Source organism: Bacillus sp. GbtcB10, from assembly GCF_019091365.1.
Classification (GTDB): domain Bacteria; phylum Bacillota; class Bacilli; order Bacillales; family Bacillaceae; genus Bacillus; species Bacillus altitudinis.
Genome location: NZ_JAGXJP010000001.1, coordinates 731,933 through 757,095 on the forward strand (window position 1 = coordinate 731,933; position 25,163 = coordinate 757,095).

Here is a 25,163-nt window from a genome sequence, read left to right on the forward strand (position 1 = left end):
AAATAAATGTTACGCTCACTTTACTCAGGAATTAGTGGAATGAAAAACTTCCAATCAAAATTAGATGTTGTAGCCAACAACGTAGCCAACGTCAACACACACGGATACAAAAAAAGCCGTATCACGTTTAAAGATATGGTCAGCCAAACCATTGGAAGTTCTGGTGGGCCAACGAACAACTCTGGTTCAATCAACTCAAAGCAAATTGGTTTAGGGTCATCTTTATCTTCAATCGATAAAATCATGTCAGCGGGATCTTCTCAAAATACAAATGAACCTTACGACTTCTATATCAATGGAGATGGGTTTTTCCGTATTGAAGTTCAAGGAGAAGTTCTTTATACAAGAACAGGAAATTTCGACACTGATTCAGAGGGAAGCTTAGTCACCCCTGATGGAAATTATCTACTTGGAATGAATGGACAAAAGATAACGATTCCAGACGGTGTTTCAAGTGTAAGTGTTGGTCCAGATGGAACGATTTCGGTTGTTGAAAACAATGTATCAAGAACCGTTGGTCAAATATCACTCGTATCTTTCCGTAACGCAGGAGGGCTAGACAAAGTTGGTGACAACCTTTACCGCCAAACGTTAAGCTCAGGTGCTCCAAGTAATCCAATCGTACCAGGTGAACAAGGAACGGGCGTCGTCCAAACAGGTAAACTTGAAATGTCAAACGTTGATTTAACAGATGAGTTTACAGAAATGATTATCGCACAGCGTGGATTCCAATCGAATGCAAAGACGATCACAACATCTGATGAAATTCTGCAAGAACTTGTGAATCTGAAACGATAGGAGGTAGGAGGAGCGGTTTATCGCTTCTCTGCTTAATATGATTGAAGTGACAAGATTAAATGGCAAAGGATTTATGCTCAACGCTCTCCATATCGAGCAAATCGAAAGCTTTCCAGACACGACCATTACACTCGCCAATGGAAAGAAATTCGTTGTGAAAGAAGATGAAGAGCAGCTTCAGGAGAAAATCATTTCTTTCTATAGAAAAATCCAAGTCATTTCATTGAATCAAGGAATAGAGGAGTTTGAATGAAGAAGAAATTAGTCGTAGTAATGCTAATCATGATTATTGCTATCGTCGGAATTGGAGCAGGTATTGTCTTTCTGGTGAATGGGTCAGACGAAGCAAAAGCAGAAAAAGAGCCAACAGCAGATGAAGTCGTAAAAGCTTCTGTTGAAATTCCTGAGATTGTGACCAATTTAAAATCTGAAGGAAATGCGGTCAAACTTGTACTAAATATTGAAACAGATTCAGAAAAAGCCAAAGAAGAGCTTGAAAAAAGAAGCTTCCAAGTGAAGGATGCTGTGATCGACATTTTATCAGACACGAATGCAGATGAACTTGATGGCAAAAAAGGCAGAGAACATTTTAAAACACAGGTCAAAAACAAAGTGAATAACTATTTGCAAGATGGCAAGGTGAAAGAAGTTTATATAACCTCCTTTAATCTGCAATAGAGGCGATTAATTGACACGATGGAGGTGAAGAAATGTCAGGAGAAGTGCTTTCCCAGAATGAGATCGATGCATTATTATCCGCCATATCAACAGGCGAAATGGATGCAGAAGAGCTGAAAAAAGAAGAAACGACGAAAAAAGTGAAAGTGTATGACTTTAAACGTGCACTGCGCTTTTCAAAAGACCAGATTCGAAGTTTAACAAGAATTCATGATAACTTCGCTAGACTGCTTACCACACACTTTTCAGCGCAGCTAAGATCATATATTCAAATTTCTGTCAGCTCGGTTGACCAAGTGCCATATGAAGAATTTATTCGTTCGATTCCTAATATGACATTATTAAACTTATTTTACGTCAGCCCGCTTGAAGGAAGAATCATGCTTGAAGTGAACCCAACGATTGGCTATGCCATGATGGATAGGCTGATGGGTGGGATTGGCATTAGTCATAATAAGACAGAATCACTGACAGAAATCGAAACAAAGATTATCTCAAACATGTTTGAGGGAGCTTTGGAAAACTACAGAGAAGCGTGGCAGTCCATAACCGACATCGAGCCAGAAATGGCAGATTTCGAGGTAAATCCCCAGTTTGTTCAAATGGTGTCACCAAACGAAACAGTTGTCGTCATTTCTCTTAATACACAAATTGGTGAGGTAAGCGGGGTTATTAACCTCTGTATTCCTCACGTAGTATTAGAGCCTATTATTCCGAAGCTGTCTGTACACTACTGGATGCAATCGGAACGAAATGAACCGAAACAAGAAGAAACAAAGGCCATTGAAAAACGGATTATGACGGCGAAAATACCGGTAGTCGCAGAGCTTGGACAATCGGAAATGACGGTGGAAGAGTTTTTGAATTTGGAAATTGGTGATTGTATTGCCTTGGACAAACCAGTAAATGCGCCTCTTACTGTTATGGTCGGAAATAAACCGAAATTCTTGGGACAGGCCGGCCGCGTGAATCGGAAACAGGCGATTCAAATTCTAGATCACGACATAAGAGGTGAAGAAGATGGAGAATAACGGAAGTAAATTATCACAAGATGAAATCGATGCGCTCCTTAAAGGAGGCAGCAATGACGATATAGAGCCTGATACACTCCTTTCTGCAATGGAACAAGATGCCATTGGGGAAATCGGAAATATATCATTTGGAAGCTCTGCAACAGCACTTTCAACCCTATTAAGTCAAAAAGTGGAGATTACAACTCCAACTGTCACAGTGATTCAAAAAAGCAAGCTGAATGAGGAATTTCCTCATCCGTATGTCGCAATTGAAGTGAATTATACGGAAGGCTTCAGCGCTAGTAACTTGCTTGTCATCCAGCAAACCGATGCGGCAGTCATTGCGGATTTAATGATGGGCGGAGATGGAACAAATGCTGACCCGTCGTTAAGTGAAATTCACTTAAGTGCAGTACAAGAAGCGATGAACCAAATGATGGGTTCAGCAGCGACGTCCATGTCAACAGTCTTTAATAAAAAGATTGATATTTCTCCGCCTCGCGTTGAGCTGCTTGATGTGAAAGAAGGAGAAGGCACAGACCGCATTCCAGCTGAAGAGATGCTTGTCAAAGTGTCCTTTAGATTAACGATAGGTGAACTCATAGATTCAAATATTATGCAGCTTTACCCTATTACGTTTGCGAAAGATTTGATTGCAGAATTAACAGACCCAGCGGAAGAAGAGCCGGTTCAAGAAGCACCTCAGAGTGCACCTGAACCACAGCAGGCTGCTCCGCAAGCACAATCTGCTCCTATGCAGCAATCGGCACCGCCGAAAAGACAGGCGAAGCCAAAGCCGGCAGAACCTGTCAATGTGGCGCCAGTTGAATTTGAGGCATTTAGTGAGCCTCAGCATACAACAAGTCAGCTCGGTAATCTTGATATGCTGATGGATATTCCACTTTCCATTACAGTGGAGCTTGGAAGAACGCAGCGCAGTGTGAAAGAAGTACTTGAACTTTCCGCTGGAAGTATCATTGAACTGGACAAACTTGCAGGTGAGCCAGTCGACATTCTGGTCAACAAACGAATCGTCGCCAAAGGAGAAGTTGTTGTCATTGATGAGAACTTTGGTGTACGTGTGACTGACATTTTAAGTCAGTCTGAAAGACTTTCTAATTTAAAATAAACAAACATATAGGGAGAGAATAAGTAAATGGCTACTAAGGTATTAATCGTAGATGATGCAGCATTCATGAGAATGATGATTAAGGATATTCTTGTAAAAAATGGATTTGATGTAGTAGGAGAAGCAGAAAACGGCGCACAAGCTGTTGAAAAATATAAAGAAACATCTCCTGATCTAGTCACAATGGATATCACAATGCCAGAAATGGACGGGATCACAGCATTAAAAGAAATTAAACAAATCGATGCTTCTGCAAAAATCATTATGTGCTCAGCGATGGGACAACAATCAATGGTTATAGATGCCATTCAAGCAGGTGCAAAAGACTTTATCGTGAAGCCATTCCAGGCAGACCGTGTACTTGAAGCAATTAATAAAACGTTAGGCTAAAAAAGGGTGTAAGACTTGTTGAAAAAACGTTTGATATTTATAGCAATGATCAGTTTTATGCTTTTCTTGACAGCGCAGCCCGCCTCACTGTTTGCTGAAACAAAAGATCCTGAAAATGGCATGGTGAATGATTGGATCAAAGATGAGAAAGAAAGCAAAAAGGATACAGAAAAGAAAACCACTGACAATCAAACGAATCCGGCAGAAGAAGTTCCCTCTTCTTCTGTCTCCATTATGGATTTTGTCAAAATGATTGGTGCCTTACTTTTTGTCATCCTGCTCATTTACGGATTGGTGAGATTTGTTGGAAAGCAAAACCGCTTACTCAAGCCATTTCGCTATGTTGAAAATATTGGCGGAACGACGGTTGGTCAAAATCGTTCAGTTCAGCTAATCAAAGTGGGCAAACGAGTGTTAGTTGTTGGTGTAGCAGACTCAATCCATCTGCTAAAAGAAATCGATGATGAACAAGAATGCGAAGCGATTGTGAAACAATACGAAGAAGCGATGGAAAGTAAGACTGACTTACCGAAAATGATGCAAAAATTGACATCGCAAGTGAAGAAACACGATCAGCCGACCACTTCTTCTTTTTCAGCCAATTTAAAGGCGCAGCTAGCCGAATTGAAAAAGACCCAATCAGAAGTCAGAAAGAAAGGCCCGAAACAAAATGAATGAGTTTATCGATTTATTTAATTCCAGTGGCGCAGGGAATATTAGCACATCTGTCCGTCTTCTTTTATTGTTAACTGTATTTTCAGTTGCACCAGGCATTCTTATTTTAATGACCTGTTTTACACGGATTGTGATTGTTCTTTCGTTCGTCAGAACATCACTTGCAACCAACTCAATGCCGCCAAACCAAGTGCTTGTAGGACTTGCTTTGTTTCTCACATTTTTTATTATGGCACCCACGTTCTCAGAGATTAATAAAGAGGCACTCACGCCGCTTTTAAATGATGATATTACGTTAAATCAGGCCTATGAAAAAGCCGAAGTGCCAATTAAAGAGTTTATGAGTAAACATACGAGACAGAAAGATTTGGCTTTATTTCTTAGTTACGCAAAAATGGATACCCCTGAATCGATTAAAGATATTCCCTTAACGGCGATGGTACCAGCATTTGCAATTTCAGAATTAAAGACGGCATTTCAAATTGGTTTTATGATTTTTATTCCATTTTTAATTATTGACATGGTGGTCGCAAGTGTCCTGATGTCGATGGGGATGATGATGCTTCCGCCGGTTATGATATCGCTCCCTTTCAAAATATTGTTATTTGTATTAGTTGATGGATGGTATTTGATTGTTAAATCTTTGCTGCAAAGCTTTTAGAGTAGGTGCTTAAAACATGAGTTCAGAATTTGTCATTACGATGGCTGAAAGATCAGTGTATGTTGTTTTACTTGTCAGCGGGCCGCTTCTTGCGCTCGCACTAATCGTGGGACTAATTGTCAGTGTGTTTCAGGCGACAACCCAAATCCAAGAACAGACGCTTGCGTTCATTCCAAAAATTGTTGCAGTGCTCATTGGACTTGTTGTGTTTGGTCCGTGGATGCTTTCAACAATTGTGTCATTTACAACAGAGCTGTTCTCGAATTTAGATCGATTTGCAGGTTAATCAGAGATGTCAATCATAGAATTATTTCCTGCCTTTCTTCTCGTTTTCATTCGGATCACCGCTTTTTTTGTGACAGTGCCGCTATTAGCGCATCGAACGATACCAGCAGTTCACAGAGTTGGTTTTTCACTGTTTTTGGCTGTCATTAGTTTTAGCACCATTAAAGAACCGCCAGCACTCGATATCGACGGTCTTTACATGATGCTTGCCGTGAAAGAAGCAATGGTCGGACTTCTTCTTGGACTGATTGCATATATCATGGTGTCCGCAGTTCAAATTGCCGGCTCATTCATCGATTTTCAAATGGGTTTTGCGATCGCCAATATTATTGATCCACAAACAGGGGCGCAAACGCCGCTGATGGGGCAGTTTTTTTATACGGTGACCTTGCTGCTGATGCTGGCAACAAATGCACATCATTTGCTGCTTGATGGAATCTATTACAGTTTTCAATATATTCAAGTTGATCAGTATGCACTGAACTTCGGTAGTGAATCCTTTGCTTACTTTATTGCAAAGAGCTTCAACCAAATGTTCATCATAGCCTTTCAAATCTCAGCACCTGTTGTGGCTAGTTTGTTTTTAGTCGATTTGGCATTAGGAATTGTGGCACGTACAGTTCCTCAGATGAACGTATTTGTCGTTGGACTTCCCATTAAAATGGGCGTGAGTTTTATTATGATCATCATTTGTATGGGTGTTATCTTCGGAGTCGTCCAAAATACATTTGAAACGATTGTGCTCACCATGAGGAATTTCTTAGCATTGGTCGGTGGTTCGTCATGACGACAAGACTTAGACTCGACTTGCAATTTTTCGCAGGTGAAAAAACAGAAAAAGCAACACCGAAAAAGAGACGGGATTCACGTAAAAAAGGACAGGTTGCCAAAAGTACCGACGTCAATACAGCCATCTCATTTCTACTAATCTTTTTATCATTCTTTTTTATTGGGCCTTTTATGAAAGAGCGTATTATTGCGCTCATTGAACGTTTTTATTCAACAACCATGCTAATGAAGGTTAGCACATCTAATATTCACCAGTTATTCTTGGAATTGCTTCAAGAGACAGGTCTCCTCCTCATGCCAATTCTTGGTGTTGGGATGCTGGCAGGGATCATCAGTAACTATTTACAAGTTGGGTTTCTCTTTTCAACTGAAGTGATCAAGCCCAAATTAGAAAAGCTTGATCCAATCAAAGGGTTTAAACGAATATACAGTATTCGAGCACTCGTTGAGCTATTAAAATCCATTTTAAAAATTGGTTTTGTTGGTTTTGCGACATTTATCGCTCTATGGATGCACTTTGACGAAATCTTGCGGCTCCCTCTACTCACTGCAGAGGAAACCCTTCATTTCGTGGCAAATATGACCTTGATTATGGGTCTATATGCAGCAGGTGCTCTTCTCATCTTAGCTGGGCTTGACTACATGTATCAGAAATTTGATTATGAAAAAAACTTACGGATGTCTAAACAAGACATCAAAGATGAGTATAAAAAATCAGAGGGTGACCCGCTCATAAAATCAAAAATTAAACAGCGGCAAAGGGAAATGGCCATGAGACGGATGATGCAGGAAGTCCCAAAAGCGGACGTCATCATTACAAACCCGACCCACTACGCAATTGCCTTGAAATATGACGAAGAAAAGATGGACGCGCCGTTTGTTGTGGCAAAGGGAACGGATATTTTGGCTTTGAAAATTAGAACAATTGCGAAAGAACATGATGTTATGACTGTAGAGAACCGGCCACTCGCCCGCGCCCTCTACGATCAAGTGGATATCAACCAAGCGGTGCCTGAAGAATATTTTAAGGCGATCGCAGAAATTTTGGCTTACGTATATAAAACGAAACAAAAGATTTTATGAATTTTTGGTTTTAAAAGGAGAGAACAGGCATGTCAGCAAGAGATTTATCTGTTTTATTCAGTGTTATTTTAATCGTGGCGATGCTGGTCATACCGTTTCCGCCCGTCCTATTAAGTATTTTAATCATTATTAATATTTCTCTTGCGCTTATCGTGCTTCTCACCACAATGAACATGCAAGAACCACTGCAATTTTCCATTTTTCCATCGTTACTTTTGCTCTTAACACTGTTTCGTTTAGGGCTTAACATCTCTACAACCCGTTCTATTTTATCAACTGGAGATGCTGGTAAGGTTGTAGAAACGTTTGGATCATTTGTTGTTGGGGGCAATATACTCGTTGGTCTGGTTGTCTTCCTTATTCTGATCATTATTCAGTTTGTTGTCATCACGAAAGGGGCGGAGCGTGTATCAGAGGTTGCGGCCAGATTTACACTCGACGCGATGCCAGGTAAACAGATGAGTATTGACGCAGATTTGAATGCAGGAATGCTGACAGAAAGTGAAGCTAGAAACCGCCGTGAAAAAGTAGCAAGAGAAGCAGACTTTTATGGTGCGATGGATGGTGCAAGTAAGTTCGTTAAAGGGGATGCCATCGCAGGTATTATCATCGTTATTATCAATATTATTTTTGGAATCATTATTGGGATGATTCAGCAAGGAATGTCGATTCAAGAATCAGCTTCCCACTTTACTCTTTTAACAGTAGGGGACGGAATTGTGTCGCAAATCCCTGCACTTCTCATCTCAACAGCGACAGGGATTGTTGTCACGAGAGCGGCTTCTAACGGAAACCTTGGTTCAGACATTACGGGTCAGCTCTTTGCCTTCCCTGCCATGCTTTACGTCACAGCAGGTACGATCTTCCTGCTTGGTTTGTTTACGCCAATTGGCGTACTTTTGACAGGGCCGATCGCAGGTTTACTTGCACTCGGTGCGTACATGATGTCGAAAAACAAACAGGATCAAGAAGAGATTGAAGAAGTACTGGAAGAACAGGCAGAGGTAGAAGAGATGAAAAGTCCAGAAAGTGTCATTCATCTCCTGCAAATGGATGCCATTGAATTTGAATTTGGCTACGGATTGATTCCACTTGCAGATGCCAATCAAGGCGGAGACCTGCTAGACCGAATTGTGATGATCAGAAGGCAGCTTGCTCTTGAACTAGGTCTTGTCATTCCAGTTGTCCGTATTCGAGACAACATTGCGCTGAACCCGAATGAATACAGGCTCAAAATAAAAGGGAACGAAGTGGCAAAAGGAGAGCTGCTGCTTGATCATTACTTAGCGATGTCCCCAACGCCTGATGATGATCCGATTGAAGGAATTGAAACAATCGAACCATCCTTTGGTCTGCCGGCAAAATGGATATCAGAAGCAGAAAAAGATCAGGCTGAAATGCTTGGGTATACAGTGGTCGATCCAGCATCTGTTGTGTCTACCCACATCACAGAGAAGATTAGACAAAACACCCATGAACTGCTTGGACGCCAAGAAACGAAGCAATTAATCGATCATCTGAAAGAAAGTTATCCAGTTTTAGTAGATGAGGTAACACCGAATCCACTAGCAGTCGGGGATATCCAAAAAGTACTTGCAAAGCTTCTGAAAGAAAAGGTCTCCATTCGAAACCTTGTGACCATTTTTGAGACCCTTGCAGACTACGGAAAATTAACGACTGATACTGACTTGCTAACAGAGTATGTTAGACAGGCACTTGCAAGACAGATTACTGCACAGTATGCAAGAGAAAATGAATCACTGAAAGTCGTGACATGCTCAGGCCGAGTCGAAAAGGTGATTGCAGACAGCGTGCAGCAAACGGAGCATGGGAACTACTTATCGTTAGATCCAGAATCCTCTGAAAGTGTGATTCAATCAGTGGCGAGAGAAATTGAACAGCTTTCGCTTCGTCAGGAAACGCCGGTTCTATTATGCTCACCTCCTATAAGAATGTACGTCAAACAGTTGTTAGAAAGATATTTCCCAGATTTACCGGTACTATCTTATAACGAACTAGAAGCAAATGTGGAAGTACAGAGCATCGGAGTGGTGGATATCTAATGAAAATGAAAAAAATCACAGCGAATTCTATGCAGGAGGCAACGATCCAAATCAGGCAGCAGCTTGGGAAGGATGCCGTCATATTAAATTCGAAAACCGTTGTCAAACGAAAGCTGTTCGGTTTAAAGAAACAGCAAATGGTCGAAGTGATTGCAGTGCTGGATCAAGATTTTGAAGAAAGAGCCGGTAAAGGATTACAACCAGCAGCTGCGCCTATCCCGGTGTTACCGAAAAAGGAGCAGATTCAACATCTTACGCAAGAGCTGTCGGCTGCCACTCAAGCAGTTAAAGCAGCGCCTTCTCATTCTCAGCCTTTAGAATATGCAAGAAACGAACGCCATGCCGGGATCTTGCCGGATTCTCTCATGAAAATGGATCAAAAGCTAAAGGATCAAGGTCTTGATGATGAGATTCGAGATGAGTGCTTAAAGGGTCTTTTAACAAAAGGTGCTGTGAAAGAAGAGCAGATTGAAAAAGAACTTGAAAAACTACTCACAGGGATGCTGCCGGCTCACACTTCTGATGAGCCGATGATTCGTTCGAAATACATTGTGTTGTTTGGTTCAACTGGTGCTGGTAAAACGACAACGATTGCAAAGCTTGCTGCGAAAACAGCCATTCAGCAGCAAAAGAAAATTGCTTTTATCACAACAGATACGTACCGGATTGCAGCGATTGAACAACTAAAAACATATGCTGAACTGCTGAATGCACCTCTTGAAGTTTGTTATTCAAGAGAGGACTTTGTGAAAGCACAGCAGACCTTTAAAGACTATGATCATATTTTCATCGATACAGCAGGCCGTAACTTTAAAGAAGAGGCGTACATCAAAGAGCTGACAGATATCATTCCATTTGATGAAAGCATTCAAAGTTTTCTCGTCATGAGTGCGACATCGAAATATCAAGATATGAAAGCCATGGTCAATCGATTTGAACATGTTCCAATCGATCAATTTATTTTCACAAAAGTTGATGAAACAGACACGATGGGAACGATCTTTCAAATCATTGCAGAATCTCAAATCGGGCTAGGGTTTTTAACAAATGGCCAAAATGTGCCTGAGGATATTCTTGAGAGTTCCCCCCTTGATTTGACAAGGATGGTCTTACAATGATGAAGCCTGACCAAGCCGAAGGTTTAAGAAAGCTTGTTCAGCAGAATCAACTGATTGTACCGAACTCTCTTCGTGCGAATGGACAGGCGAAAACCATTGCTGTCATGAGCGGTAAAGGCGGAGTAGGTAAATCGAATTTGACGCTGAATATGGCACTGTCTATCGCAAGTACGGGCAAGCAAGTGCTCATCATCGACCTCGACTTTGGCATGGGGAATATTGATATTTTACTAGGGAAAACATCGACCAGCTCTATATTAGACGTGCTTGTTAGAAAAAAATCCTTCCAAGCGGCTATGACAAAAGGAACGGACAATCTGTATTACATTTCTGGCGGAAGCGGGCTTGAACAGCTGTTTTCTTTAGACAAAGATCAATGGTCGTTCTTTTTAGAAGAGATGGAGAAAATATTGAATGACTTTGATTGTATATTCTTTGATATGGGTGCAGGATTGTCAAAAGATCAACTCCCTTTTGTCTTATCGGCAGGTGAGGTGGTCGTTGTGACAACGCCAGAACCAACATCCATCATGGATGCATACAGCGCAATTAAGCACTTAGCCATTCATCAGTTTGAACAGTCTGTTCAAATCATTGTCAACCGGTGTAAAACCCCTTCGGAAGGATCTGAAACGTACCGGAAATTAGCGGGAGTAGTGACGTCATTTCTACACCGAAAGCTTGTGTTTGCTGGTGCGGTACCTGATGATCCTGCTGTTCCTAAAGCAGTCACTGAACAAATACCATTTTATATGAAACAGCCTCATTCAAGGCTAAGTAAAACCATTAAAATGCTGGCTGAAACACTTTATCATCAGCAGATAAGAGAGGCACAGAGAGAGCAGCATACGTTTATAGATAAGTTGTCCTCTTTTTTTAAAAGGAGGAAGGTGGACTCATGATTAGAGTGCTTGTAGTAGATGACTCGGCTTTTATGAGAAAACTCATCAGTGATTTCCTAAGTGCCGAGCAAGAAATTGAAGTCGTCGGAACGGCGAGAAATGGAGAAGATGCCTTAAAACGGATTAAGGAATTGAATCCAGATGTTGTCACACTTGATGTGGAAATGCCTGTTCTAAATGGAACAGAAGCATTAAAACAAATTCTGGCTGAACACGACCTTGCTGTGATTATGGTGTCAAGCCAGACGAAGCAAGGGAAGGAATTAACCATCCATTGCTTAGAACTCGGTGCTTTTGACTTTGTGACAAAGCCTTCAGGAAGTATTTCGCTCGATTTACACAAAGTAAGAGGTCAAATTGTAGAGCGGGTACTTGCGGCAGGCCTGTCTAGAAAACGTACTGAGAAACAAGTTTCTCCTAAGCCGTTCATGAAGCCGCCAAGTCCAATTCCAGCGGCCGCTCCCCGCCTGCAAGAAGTAAGAAGCGGCTCATCACTCCGAAAGATTATTTCAATCGGAACTTCTACGGGAGGGCCTAGGGCGCTTCAACGAGTCGTCACGAAGCTGCCAAAAGACATAGAGGCGCCGATTTTGATTGTGCAGCATATGCCGGCAGGATTTACGGCATCGCTGGCTACTAGATTAGATCATTTATCACAAATTACAATCAAAGAAGCTCAAGATGGAGACATCGCTAAAAATGGAGTGGCTTACATAGCTCCTGGTGGATTGAATATGTCACTTCATGAACAAGGGGCAGCTTTAGTGATCAGGCTGTCCCCAGAAGATACTGACAGCCGTCACAAACCTTCTGTTAACTATTTATTTGAATCCATCAGCAACATAAAAGGTTACGAGAAAATCGCTGTCATTATGACAGGAATGGGTAGTGACGGCACAGAAGGTGTCAAAAAAATGGTCGCAAGCGGTCATACAAAAGTCATTGCAGAAAAAGAAGAATCATGTGTTGTTTTCGGAATGCCTAAATCAGTCATTAAAGCAGGCCTTGCACATGAAACAAGGCATGTGGATGACATCGCACATGCAATTATAAGCTCCATGAAAAAAGAGAGGGCGTGAACACGTTGGATGTAAACCAATACTTAGATATCTTTTTAGATGAAAGCAGAGAACACTTACAAACTTGTAATGAAAAACTTCTTGAATTAGAAAAGAACCCAACAGACTTGCAGCTAGTGAATGATATATTCAGAGCCGCTCATACACTGAAAGGCATGAGTGCAACGATGGGCTTTGATGATATGGCTCAATTAACACATCATTTAGAAAACATGTTTGATGCCATCAGAAACGAACAAATGATTGTCACTCCTGAATCAATGGATACGATGTTTGAAGCACTCGATCACCTTGAAGCAATGGTTCAATCGATTGCAGAGGGCGGGGATGGAAAACGTGATGTCACGGAGATTAGTAAAAAACTAGATGTGACAGGAAGCCATGCAGAAACAGCATCTGCCGTTGAGACAGCTGAAGCATCATCAGCTGCAAGCGACCTAGATTATAACGAATTTGAACGAACAGTTCTTGATGAAGCAAGAGAACAAGGCTTTAAATGTTATGAGCTGACCGTGACATTAAGTGACGCATGCTTATTAAAAGCCGTTCGTGTCTATATGATTTTTGAAAGACTGAACGAAGCAGGAGAAGTTGTCAAAACGGTTCCGAATGCAGAACTTTTAGAATCAGAAGATTTTGAATCTGAATTCAGCATTTCTTACTTATCGAAACAGCCGATGGAAGAAGTGAAAAAAATCGTGACAGCGATCTCAGAGGTTGAACAAGTGGAGATTTCTGAAGTCTCTGCCTTTGAAGAAGCGGCTCCGGCTGAAACAAAAGCAGCGAAACCTGAGCAGAAAAATGAAGAAGCCGCAGCGCCTGTTGCTAAAGCGCCAGCAAACGATGCGCCAAAAGCAAATGGCAATAACGGTGCAGCTGCCGGCGGAACGAAAACGATCCGTGTCAACATTGATCGTCTAGATTCACTTATGAACCTGTTTGAAGAGCTTGTCATAGATAGAGGACGTTTAGAACAGATTGCCAAAGAACTTGAAAACAACGAACTCACGGATACAGTGGAAAGAATGTCCCGTATTTCTGGCGACCTGCAATCGATCATCTTGAACATGAGAATGGTGCCTGTAGAAACGGTGTTTAACAGATTCCCTCGTATGATTCGTCAATTGACGAAAGAGCTCAATAAGAAAATTGAACTGATTATTGAAGGTGCTGAGACAGAGCTTGATCGAACAGTGATCGATGAAATTGGCGATCCGCTCTTACACTTACTTAGAAACAGTCTCGATCACGGGATTGAATCACCAGAAGAACGTGTGAAAAAAGGCAAACCAGAAAAAGGAACCGTTCTATTAAAAGCGTATCATAGCGGAAACCATGTCTTCATTGAAGTAGAAGATGATGGCGGAGGGATTAACCGTAAAAAGGTCCTTGAAAAAGCATTAGAGCGTGGAGTTATTACGGAAAGAGAAGCGGAAACACTTGAAGATCACCAAATTGATTCATTGATCTTTGCAGCAGGGTTCTCTACAGCTGATACGATTTCTGATATCTCGGGCCGGGGTGTAGGTCTTGACGTTGTGAAAAACAAGCTGGAATCATTAGGTGGTTCTGTGAGTATTAACTCAACAGAAGGTCAAGGCTCACTGTTCTCAATTCAGCTTCCACTCACATTATCGATCATTTCCGTACTTCTTGTGAAACTAGAGGAAGAAACATTTGCTATTCCGATTTCTTCTATTATAGAAACAGCTGTCATTAAGAAGAGTGACATCCTTCAAACGCATGATCGTGAAGTCATTGATTTCCGTGGATTTATCGTACCGGTTGTGTACTTGAAGAAGCAGTTCAACGTACCAAATGCGAATGATTTAGAAGAAGAACTGCACATTATTGTTGTCCGTAAAGGAGACAAGCTAACAGCATTTGTGGTCGATTCGTTTATCGGTCAGCAAGAGGTCGTATTAAAATCACTTGGAGATTACCTACCAAACGTATTTGCGATATCAGGCGCAACAATCTTAGGTGACGGTCAGGTTGCACTCATCGTTGACTGTAATGCACTGATTAAGTAAAAAACAATAGAGGAGCGGTCTGAAATGAGTACAGATATCAAAACTGGCGAAAAGATGATTGTGTTTATCGTAAACAAAAAAGAATACGCCATTTCAGTATCAGAAGTAAAGTCCATTGAAAAATGGCAGCAGCCGACAAGAGTTCCTGGCGTTGCCCCTTATATATGCGGTGTCATTAATCTACGCGGTGTCGTGACACCTGTCATTGACCTTAGAGTGAGACTTGGATCAACTGACAACGAGATTACAGACGAAACAAGAATGATTATTGTACAAGTTGGTGACATTGAAGTCGGCTGGATTGTTGATGAAGCAAATGATGTCATTACTGTCCATCAGGAAGAGGTAGAATCTTCTACTGATTCAGCTGAAAAAGAAGGACTGTCATGGGTGACAGGAATTATTAAGCATGATCAGCGTCTATTCAATATCATTCATGCTGGTGCGGTCCTCGACAAGAGCGTGCAAGATGCACCTGTTCATTAAGGGGGATGTGAAATGAGCATTTTCAATGAAATTAAAGATGAACAGCTAGATATATTAAGTGAGGTTGGGAATATCGGAGCAGGCCATGCAGCGTCTGCTCTTGCCAGCCTATTGAATCGCAAAATTGATATGGCTGTTCCTTTTGTCAAAGTTCTCTCGTTTGAAGATTTAATGGATTTCTTTGGTGGAGCAGACCTTCCAGTTGCCAGTATCTTTTTGCGAATGGAGGGTGATCTTACCGGTTCAATCTTTTTCATTATGCCGTTTGAACAAGCTGAACAATTTGTAAGGGAGCTTGTTCAGGACCCAGCATTTGATATTGATACGATTCATGAACACATGCTAGGAACATCAGCGCTTCATGAGCTAGGAAATATTTTAGCAGGCTCTTATTTATCAGCACTTGCCGATTTAACAAAACTGCAGCTTCACCCAAGTGTTCCAGATGTCACGCTCGATATGTTCGGGGCTGTCATTAGTGAAGGGTTAATGCAGTTTAGTCCTCTCGGCGATCAGGCAATTGTGATTGATACATCGATTTTTGATGATCAAAATAAGCAAGAGCTGAAAGGAAATATGTTTCTATTACCAGACTTTGAATCGTTTGAAAAACTGTTCAAAGCATTAGGTAACCTATAATGAACGTGCAGATTCCGGCAGTTGTAAAGGTTGGTATAGCGGATGTTCAGCTTGTGAAAACACCGGACCGTATTCGGACATCCGGTCTTGGTTCTTGCGTAGGACTTGTCCTTTTTGACCAAGAAAAAAAACTGGCAGGACTTGTCCATGTCATGCTTCCAGACTCCTCTCTTTCAAAAGGAGCGGTAGAGAACTTGGCTAAGTATGCAGATACAGGTGTCAAGCATACAATTGATCTGCTCTTAAAAGAAGGAGCACGCAAACATGCGCTAAAAGCGAAGCTTGCTGGCGGCGCAGAAATGTTTAAATTTAAGTCAACCAATGATCTGATGAGAATTGGACCTAGAAATGTATCAGCTGTGAAAGAACATCTGTCTCTTCATCATATCCCGATCATTAGTGAGGACACGGGCGGAAACAATGGACGCACGATTGAATTCGATCCGCTTACAACAGAACTTGAGATCCGCACTGTGAAACAAGGCATTATGAAGATATAACTAAGGAAGTATAGGGGGAGAAAGATGCAATCCTTAAATTACGAAGATCAGGCGCTATGGGCTAGATGGAAAGAGTGGAAGGACCCAGCTGCTGGAGATGATCTTATGCGCCGCTATATGCCGCTCGTCACATATCATGTTGGAAGAATTTCCATCGGTCTCCCGAAGTCAGTGCACAAAGAAGACTTGATCAGTCTAGGGATGCTCGGTTTATATGATGCCCTTGAAAAATTTGACCCCGGAAGAGATCTGAAGTTTGATACATATGCATCCTTCAGAATTCGTGGGGCCATCATCGACGGTCTTCGTAAAGAGGACTGGCTGCCTCGTACATCAAGAGAAAAAACAAAAAAAGTAGAAGCGGCAATTGAAAAGCTTGAACAGCGATATTTAAGAAATGTGACACCAACAGAGGTTGCTGAAGAACTCGGCATGAGTGAACAAGATGTGGTCACAACGATGAATGAAGGGTTCTTTGCGAATTTGCTCTCGATTGATGAGAAGCTGCATGATCAAGAAGACGGAGAAAACGTTCAAGTCATGATTCGCGACGAAAAGACTGTGACACCTGAAGAGAAAATGCTGAAAGATGAATTAATTGAACAGCTTGCCGAAAAAATGACAGAGCTTTCGGAAAAAGAAAAGCTTGTGATTAGTCTTTTCTATAAAGAGGAATTGACGTTAACGGAAATTGGTCAAGTGCTTAATTTATCGACCTCCCGCATTTCGCAAATTCATTCAAAGGCATTGTTCAAGCTTAAGCATCTGCTTGATAAAGCCATTCAATCTTAAAGAGTTAGTGAGTGAAAAAATATGCTATGGCTGATTAGCTTTATGCTTCATGCTGCACTTATTTATTTTGTGATCATTTTATACACGAGAATGAATTCGCTGAAGGCAACAGAACAAAAGCAGCGAGAGCTTTTAGAAGAAACGGAAAATACCCTGGCTGCATTTTTGATGGAAGTCAAAGAAGAGAATGAAAAACTATCAAAAGCTGCAGCCACTTCCCCTGATTTTTCTGCTGAAGAGCTGAAATCGGATCTTCAGACACCAAAGCAGCCACAACCACCAATTGAATCCCAGCAATCGGTAGAAAGTGAAGATCCAGTTCCAGAGCACCTGTCGGCTCTCCTTAGCGAAGTTGAGGTGCAGGAAGAGAAGGTAAACGAACCCGTTTCAAGTCTTGAAACAGAAGCTTCTACGCCTTCTGAAAGTGAAATAGAAGAAACATTTGAGGATCAAGTAAAGGCCTTATATGATCAAGGGCTATCATTAGAAGAAATAGCGAAAGAATTAAAAACGGGCAAGACAGAAATCGAGCTTTTATTAAAATTTAGCGGAAAGCTGTAAAGGATTCTTGATTGTCAGTCCATCATGTGTTATATTATTTCTTGGTGTTAAATACACACGCTTAATGATTCGTATGAAGGTGCTGCCGTGGCGCAGTTTTATGTGAACATGACTTAAGCGGAGGAAAAAAAACCATTATATTAGGAGGCAACAACATGTCAGTTATTTCTATGAAACAATTGCTAGAAGCTGGTGTTCACTTCGGTCACCAAACACGCCGTTGGAACCCAAAAATGAAGCGTTACATCTTTACAGAGCGTAACGGTATCTACATCATCGATCTTCAAAAAACGGTGAAAAAAGTAGAGGAAGCTTACAACTTCACGAAAAACCTTGCTGCTGATGGAGGAAAAATCCTTTTCGTTGGTACGAAAAAGCAAGCACAAGATTCAGTGAAAGAAGAAGCAATCCGTTCTGGTATGTTCTATGTAAACCAACGCTGGCTTGGTGGAACGTTAACAAACTTTGAAACAATCCAAAAACGTATCAAACGTTTAAAAGATATTGAAAAAATGCAAGAAAACGGTACGTTCGAAGTTCTTCCTAAGAAAGAAGTCGTTCAACTGAAAAAAGAATTAGAACGTCTTGAAAAATTCCTAGGCGGAATCAAAGACATGAAGGGTCTTCCAGATGCACTTTTCATTATCGACCCTCGTAAAGAGCGTATTGCAGTTGCAGAAGCTCGTAAATTGAATATCCCAATTATCGGTATCGTTGACACAAACTGTGATCCAGACGAAATTGATGTTGTGATCCCTGCAAACGATGATGCAATCCGTGCTGTAAAACTTCTAACTGCTAAAATGGCAGATGCGATTCTTGAGTCTAAACAAGGCGAAGAAGAAGCTGTTGTAGAAGAAACGACAGAAACTGAAACAACAACTGCGTAACCTATTCAAAAGGTGATAAGAGGGAACTGCCTTTTATCACCTTTTTTTCACCTAGTAATCCGTGTTTTAACATAGAAGGAGGAAATGTAAAATGGCAATTACTGCTCAATTAGTAAAAGAACTGCGTCAAAAAACTGGTGCAGGTATGATGGACTGTAAAAAAGCGTTAACAGAAACTGATGGTGACATCGATAAAGCAATCGATCTTCTAAGAGAAAAAGGGATCGCAAAAGCTGCGAAAAAAGCAGACCGTATTGCGGCAGAAGGATTAACTCTTATTAAAACTGACGGCAACACTGGCGTTATCCTAGAAGTGAACTCTGAGACTGATTTCGTTGCGAAAAACGAAGGATTCCAAAATCTTCTTAACGAACTTGCTGATCATTTACTTGCTGCGAAACCTGCAACAATTGAAGAAGCACATGCTTCTAAAATGGAAAATGGTTCAACAGTTGAAGAACATATTACTTCTGCAATTGCGAAAATCGGAGAAAAAATTACGCTGCGCCGTTTCTCAGTCATCACAAAAGAAGATAACGCTGCATTCGGTTCTTACTTACACATGGGCGGACGCATCGGTGTATTAGCGGTTCTTAACGGAACAACTGATGAAGAGCTTGCGAGAGACATCGCAATGCACGTTGCTGCTGTAAACCCTAAATACATTTCTCGTGACCAAGTGTCTGAAGAAGAAGCAAACCGTGAGCGTGAAGTATTAACACAACAAGCGCTTCAAGAAGGAAAGCCTGAAAATATCGTTGCTAAAATGGTAGAAGGCCGTCTAAACAAATTCTTCGAAGAAATTTGTTTACTTGACCAAGCATTCGTTAAAAACCCAGATGAAAAAGTGAAACAAGTTGTAGGTGCGAAAAACGCAACTGTTCAAACTTATGTTCGCTATGAAGTGGGCGAAGGTATCGAAAAACGTCAAGACAACTTTGCTGAAGAAGTCATGAGCCAAGTGAAAAAATAATGTTTGAAAAGCTCTCTGGGGCTTTTTTAGGGAGCACAAGCACTGTGTTCCCTATTTTTTAGAGGATATTGATTTACAAAAGACGGTTTCTTACGCATAATAAGAGACGGTATAGTTTACACTTGGAGGTTATCATGAGCAAACCGAAATATAATCGCATTGTACTGAAGCTAAGTGGAGAAGCACTAGCTGGTGATGCTGGAAATGGAATTAACCCAACTGTCATTCAATCAATTGCAAAGCAAGTAAAAGAAATTGCAGAACTTGATGTTGAAGTTGCAGTCGTTGTAGGTGGAGGAAACCTTTGGCGTGGTAAGACAGGCAGTGACTTAGGAATGGACCGGGCAACAGCAGACTATATGGGGATGCTTGCAACAGTGATGAATTCATTGGCATTACAAGACAGCCTAGAAACGCTTGGCATTCAGTCTAGAGTACAAACCTCTATCGAAATGAGACAGGTTGCAGAGCCATACATAAGAAGAAAAGCGATCCGTCACCTTGAGAAGAAACGTGTCGTGATTTTTGCTGCAGGTACTGGTAACCCTTATTTCTCTACTGATACAACAGCAGCACTTCGTGCAGCTGAAATTGAGGCAGATGTCATTTTAATGGCGAAAAACAATGTAGACGGTGTCTACAGTGCTGATCCTCGTACAGATGCGGATGCAGTAAAATATGATAAGCTTTCATATCTTGATGTACTAAAAGAAGGGCTTGCTGTAATGGATTCTACTGCGTCCTCATTATGTATGGACAATGACATTCCATTAATCGTCTTCTCTATTATGGAAGAAGGTAATATTAAACGTGCCGTCAATGGCGAATCAATCGGAACGATCGTGAGGGGGAAATAACGTGTCAAAAGAAGTGTTGAACCAAACAAAAGAAAAAATGGAAAAAGCCGTTCAAGCATACGGACGTGAACTAGCAACTGTCCGTGCGGGCAGAGCTAATGCTTCCCTTTTAGACAAAGTAACAGTGGATTACTATGGGGCGCAAACACCACTAAACCAAATTGCGTCAATTACAGTGCCAGAAGCACGTATGCTGATTATCACACCTTACGATAAAACAGCGATCGGTGATATCGAAAAGGCGATCCAAAAGTCTGATCTTGGTATCACACCAACAAGTGACGGAAACGTGATCCGTATTGCGATCCCAGCACTAACAGAAGAAAGACGTAAAGAACTTGTAAAAGTTGTGAGAAAATACTCAGAAGAAGCAAAAGTAGCTGTTCGTAACGTTCGTCGTGATGCAAACGATGAATTGAAAAAGCTAGAGAAAAATGGGGAGATCACTGAAGATGAATTAAGATCATCTACAGAGGATGTTCAAAAATTGACAGATGAATATGTCGCTAAAATTGATGAAGTGACAAAAGATAAAGAAAAAGAAATCATGGAAGTTTAAGAAAAAACTATGTACAATAGATAATAGTGAAAAGACCCTCTTCATGTTTACAGGGGGTTTTTTTGTTAATACTGTTGAGGACTATATTATTAGCGGGAACGCAACCTTTTTGGGTGATGGAGGAATCTCATGCTCAATATACTCAAAAATTGGAAGAATCAGCAAACAGCAGCTTCCAACTTAGAAAGCCTGACAAAAGAAGACATATTAAATGGAGAAATTCCTGAACATATCGCCATTATCATGGATGGGAATGGAAGATGGGCGAAGAAACGTGCGCTTCCACGGGTAGCAGGACATCATGAAGGTATGAAAGTTGTCAAGCGCATGACCAAGCTTGCAAATGAGCTGAATGTCAAAGTGCTGACTTTGTATGCTTTCTCTACAGAAAATTGGAAACGTCCAAAACTAGAAGTAGACTTTTTAATGAAGCTTCCTGAAGAGTTTCTAAACATCTATCTGCCTGAACTCATCGAGGAAAATGTCCGTGTACGTTTAACAGGTGATCCAGACGGCCTCCCGCAGCATACGAAAAAAGCGGTAGAGAACGCAGTGAAGAGTACGGCGAATAATGACGGACTCATTTTAAATTTTGCGCTCAATTATGGAGGACGGACAGAAATTATTTCTGCATGCAGACAAATTTCTGAAAAAGTCAAAGAAGGCAAGCTTCGAGCAGAAGACATCACAGAAGAGATGTTTTCAGCTTATTTAATGACAGAATCTCTTCAAGATCCGGATTTGCTTATTCGTACGAGTGGAGAAATTAGATTAAGCAACTTTATGCTTTGGCAAATTGCATACAGCGAGTTTGTCTTTACGGATGTGCTTTGGCCTGACTTTTCTGATGAGCATCTCATAGGCGCTATCGGAGAGTACCAGCGCCGCGGCCGGAGGTTCGGTGGAATTTAGAGGGTGGTGCAGATGAAACAAAGAATTTTGACGGGTGTTCTGGCAGCTGCAGTGTTTTTACTTGCAGTGATTTATGGACAAATGCCATTTACCCTGCTGATTTATTTAATGGGAAGTGTCGCTCTCTTTGAGCTTCTTAGAATGAAAAAGATTTCGATTTTCAGCTTTCCTGGCATTGTCAGCTTAATATTGCTTTGGCTTTTAATGGGCGGAGAAAATAGCTTCTTCCCGAACGTAGACGCATCAAAAATGCAGATTGCTTTATTTGCAGTCTTAATCCTTTTAACTTATACAGTTCTGAGTAAAAACTCTTTCACATTCGATGAGGTTGCTTTTGTTATATTAGCCACATTATATATTGGCGTTAGTTTCTATTATTTTATTCAAATTAGAGGCTTGTATGGCATGAGTGCGATCTTCTTCGCAGCGGTGATTATTTGGTCCACTGACTCAGGTGCCTATTTTATTGGGAAATCTATGGGGAAACGAAAGCTTTGGCCAGAGATCAGCCCAAACAAAACAGTAGAAGGATTTATCGGCGGAATCGTCACAGCGGTCGTGCTGTCACTTGTGTTCCAGGCGGTTACAGGATTTTTGCCATCATATCTGCTTGTTATGTTTATTACTCTTTTGCTCAGTATTTTTGGACAGCTTGGCGACCTTGTGGAATCTGCTTTAAAGCGTCATTACCATGTGAAGGATTCAGGGACAATACTCCCAGGTCATGGCGGAATTTTGGACAGGTTTGACAGCTTTTTATTCGTTCTGCCGTTTTTATATTTATTGCTGGCCACGTTTGCTAGCTAACCTCATAGAAACTAATTGAACGAGAGAAGGAGTGGCAATTTGAAATATATTTCGCTATTAGGCGCAACAGGATCAATTGGAGAACAAACATTAGATGTGATCAGGCAGCATCCAGACAAATTCAAGTTGAAAGCGATGACGTTTGGCAGAAATATAGACAAGGCCATCCCTACCATTGAACAATTTCAGCCTGAATTTGTTGGATGTGTAGACGAAGAGACCTATCGCACGTTAAAAGGTCATTCATTTCAATACGATGTCAAAATGGCTGCGGGTGATGAAGCGAACATCGAAGCAGCGACCTATGATGCAGTGGATGTTGTGGTCAATGCACTGGTAGGAAGTGTCGGACTTGTGCCGACATTAAAAGCCATTGAACAAAAAAAGACGATCGCACTTGCAAATAAGGAAACACTTGTGACAGCTGGTCATATAGTAAAAGAGTACGCCAAAAAGTATGACGTGCCTTTACTTCCTGTCGATAGTGAACACTCCGCTATTTTTCAATCCCTGCAAGGTGAACAAGCTAAAAACATTGAACGCTTAATCGTCACAGCTTCAGGCGGCAGTTTCCGAGATAAAAAACGCACGGAGCTTGAAGGTGTCACGGTTGAAGAAGCGCTGAATCATCCAAACTGGTCCATGGGCGCAAAAATCACGATTGATTCAGCGACCATGATGAATAAGGGGCTTGAGGTGATTGAGGCGCATTGGCTGTTTGATATCCCATACGATCAAATTGATGTGCTGTTACATAAAGAGAGCATCATTCATTCCATGGTGGAATTCCATGACAAAAGTGTCATGGCTCAGTTAGGTACACCTGACATGAGGGTTCCGATTCAATACGCGCTCACTTATCCTGATAGAGCGCCATTAAAAGAAGCGAAATCATTAAACCTTTGGGAGATTGGACAATTAAATTTCCAAAAAGCGGATTTTGACAGGTATCGCTGCTTACATTTTGCTTATGAATCAGGTAAAATAGGAGGGACAATGCCTACTGTGCTTAATGCAGCCAATGAAATAGCTGTTGATGCATTTCTAAAAGGCAAAGTAACGTTCCTGCAAATTGAAGAATTGATTGAAAAGGCACTGAACAGACATCATGTGATTTCAACGCCTAGTTTGCAAGATATCCATGAAGTGGACAAAGATACACGAGACTTTGTTCAATCAATCCTCGCATAAGGTGGTATGTTCGTGAATACAGTGATTGCGTTTATTATTATTTTTGGAACGCTCGTTTTTTTCCACGAGCTTGGCCATTTAATTATGGCGCAGCGCGCAGGCATTTTATGCCGCGAGTTCGCAATTGGTTTTGGACCGAAGATTTTCTCCTTTAAACGAAAAGAAACCGTCTATACCATCAGACTTCTGCCAATCGGCGGATTTGTTAAAATGGCTGGAGAAGATCCTGAAGTCATTGAAATTAAACCGGGTCATACAGTGGGGCTCTTATTCAATGAGCAAAATGAAGTAGAAAAAATCATTTTAAATGATAAAGAGAAATATCCTGATGCACTTGTCATTGAAGTTGAACAAATTGATTTAGATCATGCGATGAGAATTTCAGGATATGAGGCTGGAAATGAAGACATTCTGACTGGCTACAATGTAAGCCAAACAAGCTTCTATATTGCAGATGGTGAAGAAATTCAAATTGCGCCATACAACCGTCAGTTTGGTTCAAAAACAGTATGGCAGCGTATTAAAGCCATTGCAGCTGGACCGATTATGAACTTTATCCTGGCATATGTGATTCTAGTGGCTTTAGGATTTATTCAAGGTGTAACCGTGGATGATCCTGTACTTGGTAAGCTGACAAAAGACGGCCGGGCAGCGCAAGCCGGGCTTATGCAGGGAGATCATATCGTTTCAATTAACGGGGATAAAATGAATTCTTGGACAGACGTTGTTCAAACGGTTCAAAAGAACCCAGATAAAAAAATGAATGTCGTCATTGACCGAGATGGCAAAGAAAGCACCATTCAAGTTGTACCGGAAGCTGTGAAGGCCGAAGGAAAAACCATTGGCCGTTTTGGCTCTTATCCGCCAACGGAAAATGGCTTTCTCAAAGTCATCTCATCCTCAGGCACGACAGTGATATCTACAGCAGGTCTCATCTTAACGAACTTGCAAAAGATTGTCACAGGACAATTTTCATTAGATATGCTTGCAGGTCCTGTTGGAATATATGACATGACAGGAGAAGTAGCGAAACAAGGTGTGTTAACATTAATGCAGTTTGCTGCGTTTCTTAGTATCAACTTAGGGATCGTGAATTTATTACCGATTCCTGCATTAGATGGAGGAAGATTACTTTTCCTATTCGTTGAAGCCATTCGCGGCAAACCAATTAATCGTGAGAAAGAGGCACTTGTTGTCTTCATTGGTGTTGCGTTCCTCATGCTATTAATGCTAGTAGTGACATGGAATGACATCCAGCGATTATTTTTATAAAAACCAATGTCTCTTGTTTCTCATTCTG

The 25,163-nt window shown here is 41.2% G+C and carries 29 protein-coding genes; all 29 read left to right on the forward strand.

Annotation, left to right across the window (positions count from 1 at the left end):
- Nucleotides 1–6: 6 nt before the first annotated feature.
- The 29 genes from flgG (at nt 7) to rseP (ending at nt 25,135) form a co-directional block, all read left to right on the forward strand.
- On the forward strand, nt 7–798 hold the full coding sequence (gene flgG, locus KVT11_RS03965) for a flagellar basal body rod protein FlgG (RefSeq protein WP_017359086.1): 792 nt from the start codon (nt 7–9) through the stop codon (nt 796–798).
- Nucleotides 799–835: 37 nt separating this feature from the next.
- Nucleotides 836–1,051, forward strand: a complete 216-nt coding sequence (gene swrD, locus KVT11_RS03970) for a swarming motility protein SwrD (RefSeq protein WP_008344794.1) — start codon at nt 836–838, stop codon at nt 1,049–1,051.
- Entirely contained in the window at nt 1,048–1,476 is a 429-nt protein-coding gene (gene fliL, locus KVT11_RS03975) for a flagellar basal body-associated protein FliL (RefSeq protein ID WP_007499592.1), read from the forward strand. Before swrD ends, fliL begins: the two co-directional genes overlap by 4 nt.
- A 32-nt stretch (nt 1,477–1,508) precedes the next feature.
- Entirely contained in the window at nt 1,509–2,507 is a 999-nt protein-coding gene (gene fliM / locus KVT11_RS03980; protein WP_008354483.1) for a flagellar motor switch protein FliM, read from the forward strand.
- Nucleotides 2,497–3,618 carry a flagellar motor switch phosphatase FliY gene (fliY, locus tag KVT11_RS03985; protein WP_007499588.1) on the forward strand — a complete coding sequence of 374 codons (1,122 nt, stop codon included), beginning with the start codon at nt 2,497–2,499 and terminating at the stop codon, nt 3,616–3,618. Before fliM ends, fliY begins: the two co-directional genes overlap by 11 nt.
- Before the next feature lie 27 nt (nt 3,619–3,645).
- Entirely contained in the window at nt 3,646–4,008 is a 363-nt protein-coding gene (locus KVT11_RS03990) for a chemotaxis protein CheY (protein WP_007499584.1), read from the forward strand.
- 18 nt (nt 4,009–4,026) lie between these two features.
- Nucleotides 4,027–4,686, forward strand: a complete 660-nt coding sequence (fliZ, locus tag KVT11_RS03995; protein WP_046343533.1) for a flagella biosynthesis regulatory protein FliZ — start codon at nt 4,027–4,029, stop codon at nt 4,684–4,686.
- Nucleotides 4,679–5,344, forward strand: a complete 666-nt coding sequence (gene fliP, locus KVT11_RS04000; RefSeq protein WP_007499580.1) for a flagellar type III secretion system pore protein FliP — start codon at nt 4,679–4,681, stop codon at nt 5,342–5,344. Before fliZ ends, fliP begins: the two co-directional genes overlap by 8 nt.
- Before the next feature lie 16 nt (nt 5,345–5,360).
- Nucleotides 5,361–5,630 carry a flagellar biosynthesis protein FliQ gene (gene fliQ / locus KVT11_RS04005; RefSeq protein ID WP_003211206.1) on the forward strand — a complete coding sequence of 90 codons (270 nt, stop codon included), beginning with the start codon at nt 5,361–5,363 and terminating at the stop codon, nt 5,628–5,630.
- 6 nt (nt 5,631–5,636) lie between these two features.
- Complete coding sequence (gene fliR, locus KVT11_RS04010) at nt 5,637–6,416, forward strand: flagellar biosynthetic protein FliR (protein ID WP_007499578.1); 780 nt, start codon at nt 5,637–5,639, stop codon at nt 6,414–6,416.
- Nucleotides 6,413–7,501, forward strand: a complete 1,089-nt coding sequence (gene flhB / locus KVT11_RS04015; RefSeq protein WP_007499576.1) for a flagellar biosynthesis protein FlhB — start codon at nt 6,413–6,415, stop codon at nt 7,499–7,501. The genes fliR and flhB overlap by 4 nt, the downstream gene beginning before the upstream one ends.
- 29 nt (nt 7,502–7,530) lie before the next feature.
- Nucleotides 7,531–9,564 carry a flagellar biosynthesis protein FlhA gene (flhA, locus tag KVT11_RS04020; RefSeq protein WP_007499573.1) on the forward strand — a complete coding sequence of 678 codons (2,034 nt, stop codon included), beginning with the start codon at nt 7,531–7,533 and terminating at the stop codon, nt 9,562–9,564.
- Nucleotides 9,564–10,682 (forward strand): flagellar biosynthesis GTPase FlhF, encoded by a 1,119-nt coding sequence (gene flhF / locus KVT11_RS04025; RefSeq protein WP_210552434.1) that lies wholly within the window; start codon nt 9,564–9,566, stop codon nt 10,680–10,682. The genes flhA and flhF overlap by 1 nt, the downstream gene beginning before the upstream one ends.
- Nucleotides 10,679–11,584, forward strand: coding sequence for a MinD/ParA family protein (locus tag KVT11_RS04030; protein ID WP_017359082.1), 906 nt, complete (start codon nt 10,679–10,681; stop codon nt 11,582–11,584). Before flhF ends, KVT11_RS04030 begins: the two co-directional genes overlap by 4 nt.
- Nucleotides 11,581–12,663 (forward strand): protein-glutamate methylesterase/protein-glutamine glutaminase, encoded by a 1,083-nt coding sequence (locus KVT11_RS04035; protein ID WP_008344775.1) that lies wholly within the window; start codon nt 11,581–11,583, stop codon nt 12,661–12,663. The genes KVT11_RS04030 and KVT11_RS04035 overlap by 4 nt, the downstream gene beginning before the upstream one ends.
- A gap of 5 nt (nt 12,664–12,668) precedes the next feature.
- Nucleotides 12,669–14,696 (forward strand): chemotaxis protein CheA, encoded by a 2,028-nt coding sequence (locus KVT11_RS04040; RefSeq protein ID WP_108611185.1) that lies wholly within the window; start codon nt 12,669–12,671, stop codon nt 14,694–14,696.
- Between the two features lie 24 nt (nt 14,697–14,720).
- Complete coding sequence (locus KVT11_RS04045) at nt 14,721–15,182, forward strand: chemotaxis protein CheW (protein ID WP_008344771.1); 462 nt, start codon at nt 14,721–14,723, stop codon at nt 15,180–15,182.
- A 12-nt stretch (nt 15,183–15,194) separates the two neighbouring features.
- Nucleotides 15,195–15,821 carry a chemotaxis protein CheC gene (locus KVT11_RS04050; protein WP_017367253.1) on the forward strand — a complete coding sequence of 209 codons (627 nt, stop codon included), beginning with the start codon at nt 15,195–15,197 and terminating at the stop codon, nt 15,819–15,821.
- Entirely contained in the window at nt 15,821–16,321 is a 501-nt protein-coding gene (locus KVT11_RS04055; protein WP_007499566.1) for a chemotaxis protein CheD, read from the forward strand. Before KVT11_RS04050 ends, KVT11_RS04055 begins: the two co-directional genes overlap by 1 nt.
- Nucleotides 16,322–16,345: 24 nt before the next feature.
- The gene (locus KVT11_RS04060; protein ID WP_007499565.1) at nt 16,346–17,113 is read left to right on the forward strand and encodes a FliA/WhiG family RNA polymerase sigma factor; all 768 of its coding nucleotides are present in this window, start codon (nt 16,346–16,348) and stop codon (nt 17,111–17,113) included.
- Nucleotides 17,114–17,134: 21 nt separating this feature from the next.
- Nucleotides 17,135–17,674 carry a hypothetical protein gene (locus tag KVT11_RS04065; RefSeq protein ID WP_052320410.1) on the forward strand — a complete coding sequence of 180 codons (540 nt, stop codon included), beginning with the start codon at nt 17,135–17,137 and terminating at the stop codon, nt 17,672–17,674.
- 155 nt (nt 17,675–17,829) lie between these two features.
- On the forward strand, nt 17,830–18,564 hold the full coding sequence (gene rpsB, locus KVT11_RS04070) for a 30S ribosomal protein S2 (protein WP_007499561.1): 735 nt from the start codon (nt 17,830–17,832) through the stop codon (nt 18,562–18,564).
- Between the two features lie 91 nt (nt 18,565–18,655).
- The gene (tsf, locus tag KVT11_RS04075; protein WP_007499558.1) at nt 18,656–19,537 is read left to right on the forward strand and encodes a translation elongation factor Ts; all 882 of its coding nucleotides are present in this window, start codon (nt 18,656–18,658) and stop codon (nt 19,535–19,537) included.
- 134 nt (nt 19,538–19,671) lie between these two features.
- Nucleotides 19,672–20,394, forward strand: coding sequence for a UMP kinase (gene pyrH / locus KVT11_RS04080; RefSeq protein ID WP_008344767.1), 723 nt, complete (start codon nt 19,672–19,674; stop codon nt 20,392–20,394).
- 1 nt (nt 20,395) lies between these two features.
- A complete protein-coding gene (gene frr / locus KVT11_RS04085) occupies nt 20,396–20,953 on the forward strand; it encodes a ribosome recycling factor (RefSeq protein ID WP_008344764.1) in 558 nt (185 codons plus the stop codon).
- A 129-nt stretch (nt 20,954–21,082) separates the two neighbouring features.
- Nucleotides 21,083–21,865 (forward strand): undecaprenyl pyrophosphate synthase, encoded by a 783-nt coding sequence (locus KVT11_RS04090; protein WP_007499552.1) that lies wholly within the window; start codon nt 21,083–21,085, stop codon nt 21,863–21,865.
- Between the two features lie 12 nt (nt 21,866–21,877).
- Nucleotides 21,878–22,672, forward strand: a complete 795-nt coding sequence (locus tag KVT11_RS04095; protein ID WP_007499550.1) for a phosphatidate cytidylyltransferase — start codon at nt 21,878–21,880, stop codon at nt 22,670–22,672.
- A gap of 39 nt (nt 22,673–22,711) precedes the next feature.
- On the forward strand, nt 22,712–23,863 hold the full coding sequence (gene dxr, locus KVT11_RS04100; RefSeq protein WP_213406619.1) for a 1-deoxy-D-xylulose-5-phosphate reductoisomerase: 1,152 nt from the start codon (nt 22,712–22,714) through the stop codon (nt 23,861–23,863).
- Between the two features lie 6 nt (nt 23,864–23,869).
- Complete coding sequence (gene rseP / locus KVT11_RS04105) at nt 23,870–25,135, forward strand: RIP metalloprotease RseP (protein ID WP_007499546.1); 1,266 nt, start codon at nt 23,870–23,872, stop codon at nt 25,133–25,135.
- The last annotated feature ends 28 nt before the right edge of the window (nt 25,136–25,163 follow it).

Excerpts from the sequence above, each read along its gene's own strand:
- flgG (WP_017359086.1), top strand. The coding sequence starts at position 7 with ATGTTACGCTCACTTTACTCAGGAATTAGTGGAATGAAAAACTTCCAA.
- swrD (WP_008344794.1), top strand. The coding sequence starts at position 836 with ATGATTGAAGTGACAAGATTAAATGGCAAAGGATTTATGCTCAACGCT.
- fliL (WP_007499592.1), top strand. The coding sequence starts at position 1,048 with ATGAAGAAGAAATTAGTCGTAGTAATGCTAATCATGATTATTGCTATC.
- fliM (WP_008354483.1), top strand. The coding sequence starts at position 1,509 with ATGTCAGGAGAAGTGCTTTCCCAGAATGAGATCGATGCATTATTATCC.
- fliY (WP_007499588.1), top strand. The coding sequence starts at position 2,497 with ATGGAGAATAACGGAAGTAAATTATCACAAGATGAAATCGATGCGCTC.
- KVT11_RS03990 (WP_007499584.1), top strand. The coding sequence starts at position 3,646 with ATGGCTACTAAGGTATTAATCGTAGATGATGCAGCATTCATGAGAATG.
- fliP (WP_007499580.1), top strand. The coding sequence starts at position 4,679 with ATGAATGAGTTTATCGATTTATTTAATTCCAGTGGCGCAGGGAATATT.
- fliQ (WP_003211206.1), top strand. The coding sequence starts at position 5,361 with ATGAGTTCAGAATTTGTCATTACGATGGCTGAAAGATCAGTGTATGTT.
- fliR (WP_007499578.1), top strand. The coding sequence starts at position 5,637 with ATGTCAATCATAGAATTATTTCCTGCCTTTCTTCTCGTTTTCATTCGG.
- flhB (WP_007499576.1), top strand. The coding sequence starts at position 6,413 with ATGACGACAAGACTTAGACTCGACTTGCAATTTTTCGCAGGTGAAAAA.
- flhA (WP_007499573.1), top strand. The coding sequence starts at position 7,531 with ATGTCAGCAAGAGATTTATCTGTTTTATTCAGTGTTATTTTAATCGTG.
- flhF (WP_210552434.1), top strand. The coding sequence starts at position 9,564 with ATGAAAATGAAAAAAATCACAGCGAATTCTATGCAGGAGGCAACGATC.
- KVT11_RS04030 (WP_017359082.1), top strand. The coding sequence starts at position 10,679 with ATGATGAAGCCTGACCAAGCCGAAGGTTTAAGAAAGCTTGTTCAGCAG.
- KVT11_RS04035 (WP_008344775.1), top strand. The coding sequence starts at position 11,581 with ATGATTAGAGTGCTTGTAGTAGATGACTCGGCTTTTATGAGAAAACTC.
- KVT11_RS04045 (WP_008344771.1), top strand. The coding sequence starts at position 14,721 with ATGAGTACAGATATCAAAACTGGCGAAAAGATGATTGTGTTTATCGTA.
- KVT11_RS04050 (WP_017367253.1), top strand. The coding sequence starts at position 15,195 with ATGAGCATTTTCAATGAAATTAAAGATGAACAGCTAGATATATTAAGT.
- KVT11_RS04055 (WP_007499566.1), top strand. The coding sequence starts at position 15,821 with ATGAACGTGCAGATTCCGGCAGTTGTAAAGGTTGGTATAGCGGATGTT.
- KVT11_RS04060 (WP_007499565.1), top strand. The coding sequence starts at position 16,346 with ATGCAATCCTTAAATTACGAAGATCAGGCGCTATGGGCTAGATGGAAA.
- KVT11_RS04065 (WP_052320410.1), top strand. The coding sequence starts at position 17,135 with ATGCTATGGCTGATTAGCTTTATGCTTCATGCTGCACTTATTTATTTT.
- rpsB (WP_007499561.1), top strand. The coding sequence starts at position 17,830 with ATGTCAGTTATTTCTATGAAACAATTGCTAGAAGCTGGTGTTCACTTC.
- tsf (WP_007499558.1), top strand. The coding sequence starts at position 18,656 with ATGGCAATTACTGCTCAATTAGTAAAAGAACTGCGTCAAAAAACTGGT.
- pyrH (WP_008344767.1), top strand. The coding sequence starts at position 19,672 with ATGAGCAAACCGAAATATAATCGCATTGTACTGAAGCTAAGTGGAGAA.
- KVT11_RS04090 (WP_007499552.1), top strand. The coding sequence starts at position 21,083 with ATGCTCAATATACTCAAAAATTGGAAGAATCAGCAAACAGCAGCTTCC.
- KVT11_RS04095 (WP_007499550.1), top strand. The coding sequence starts at position 21,878 with ATGAAACAAAGAATTTTGACGGGTGTTCTGGCAGCTGCAGTGTTTTTA.
- rseP (WP_007499546.1), top strand. The coding sequence starts at position 23,870 with ATGTTCGTGAATACAGTGATTGCGTTTATTATTATTTTTGGAACGCTC.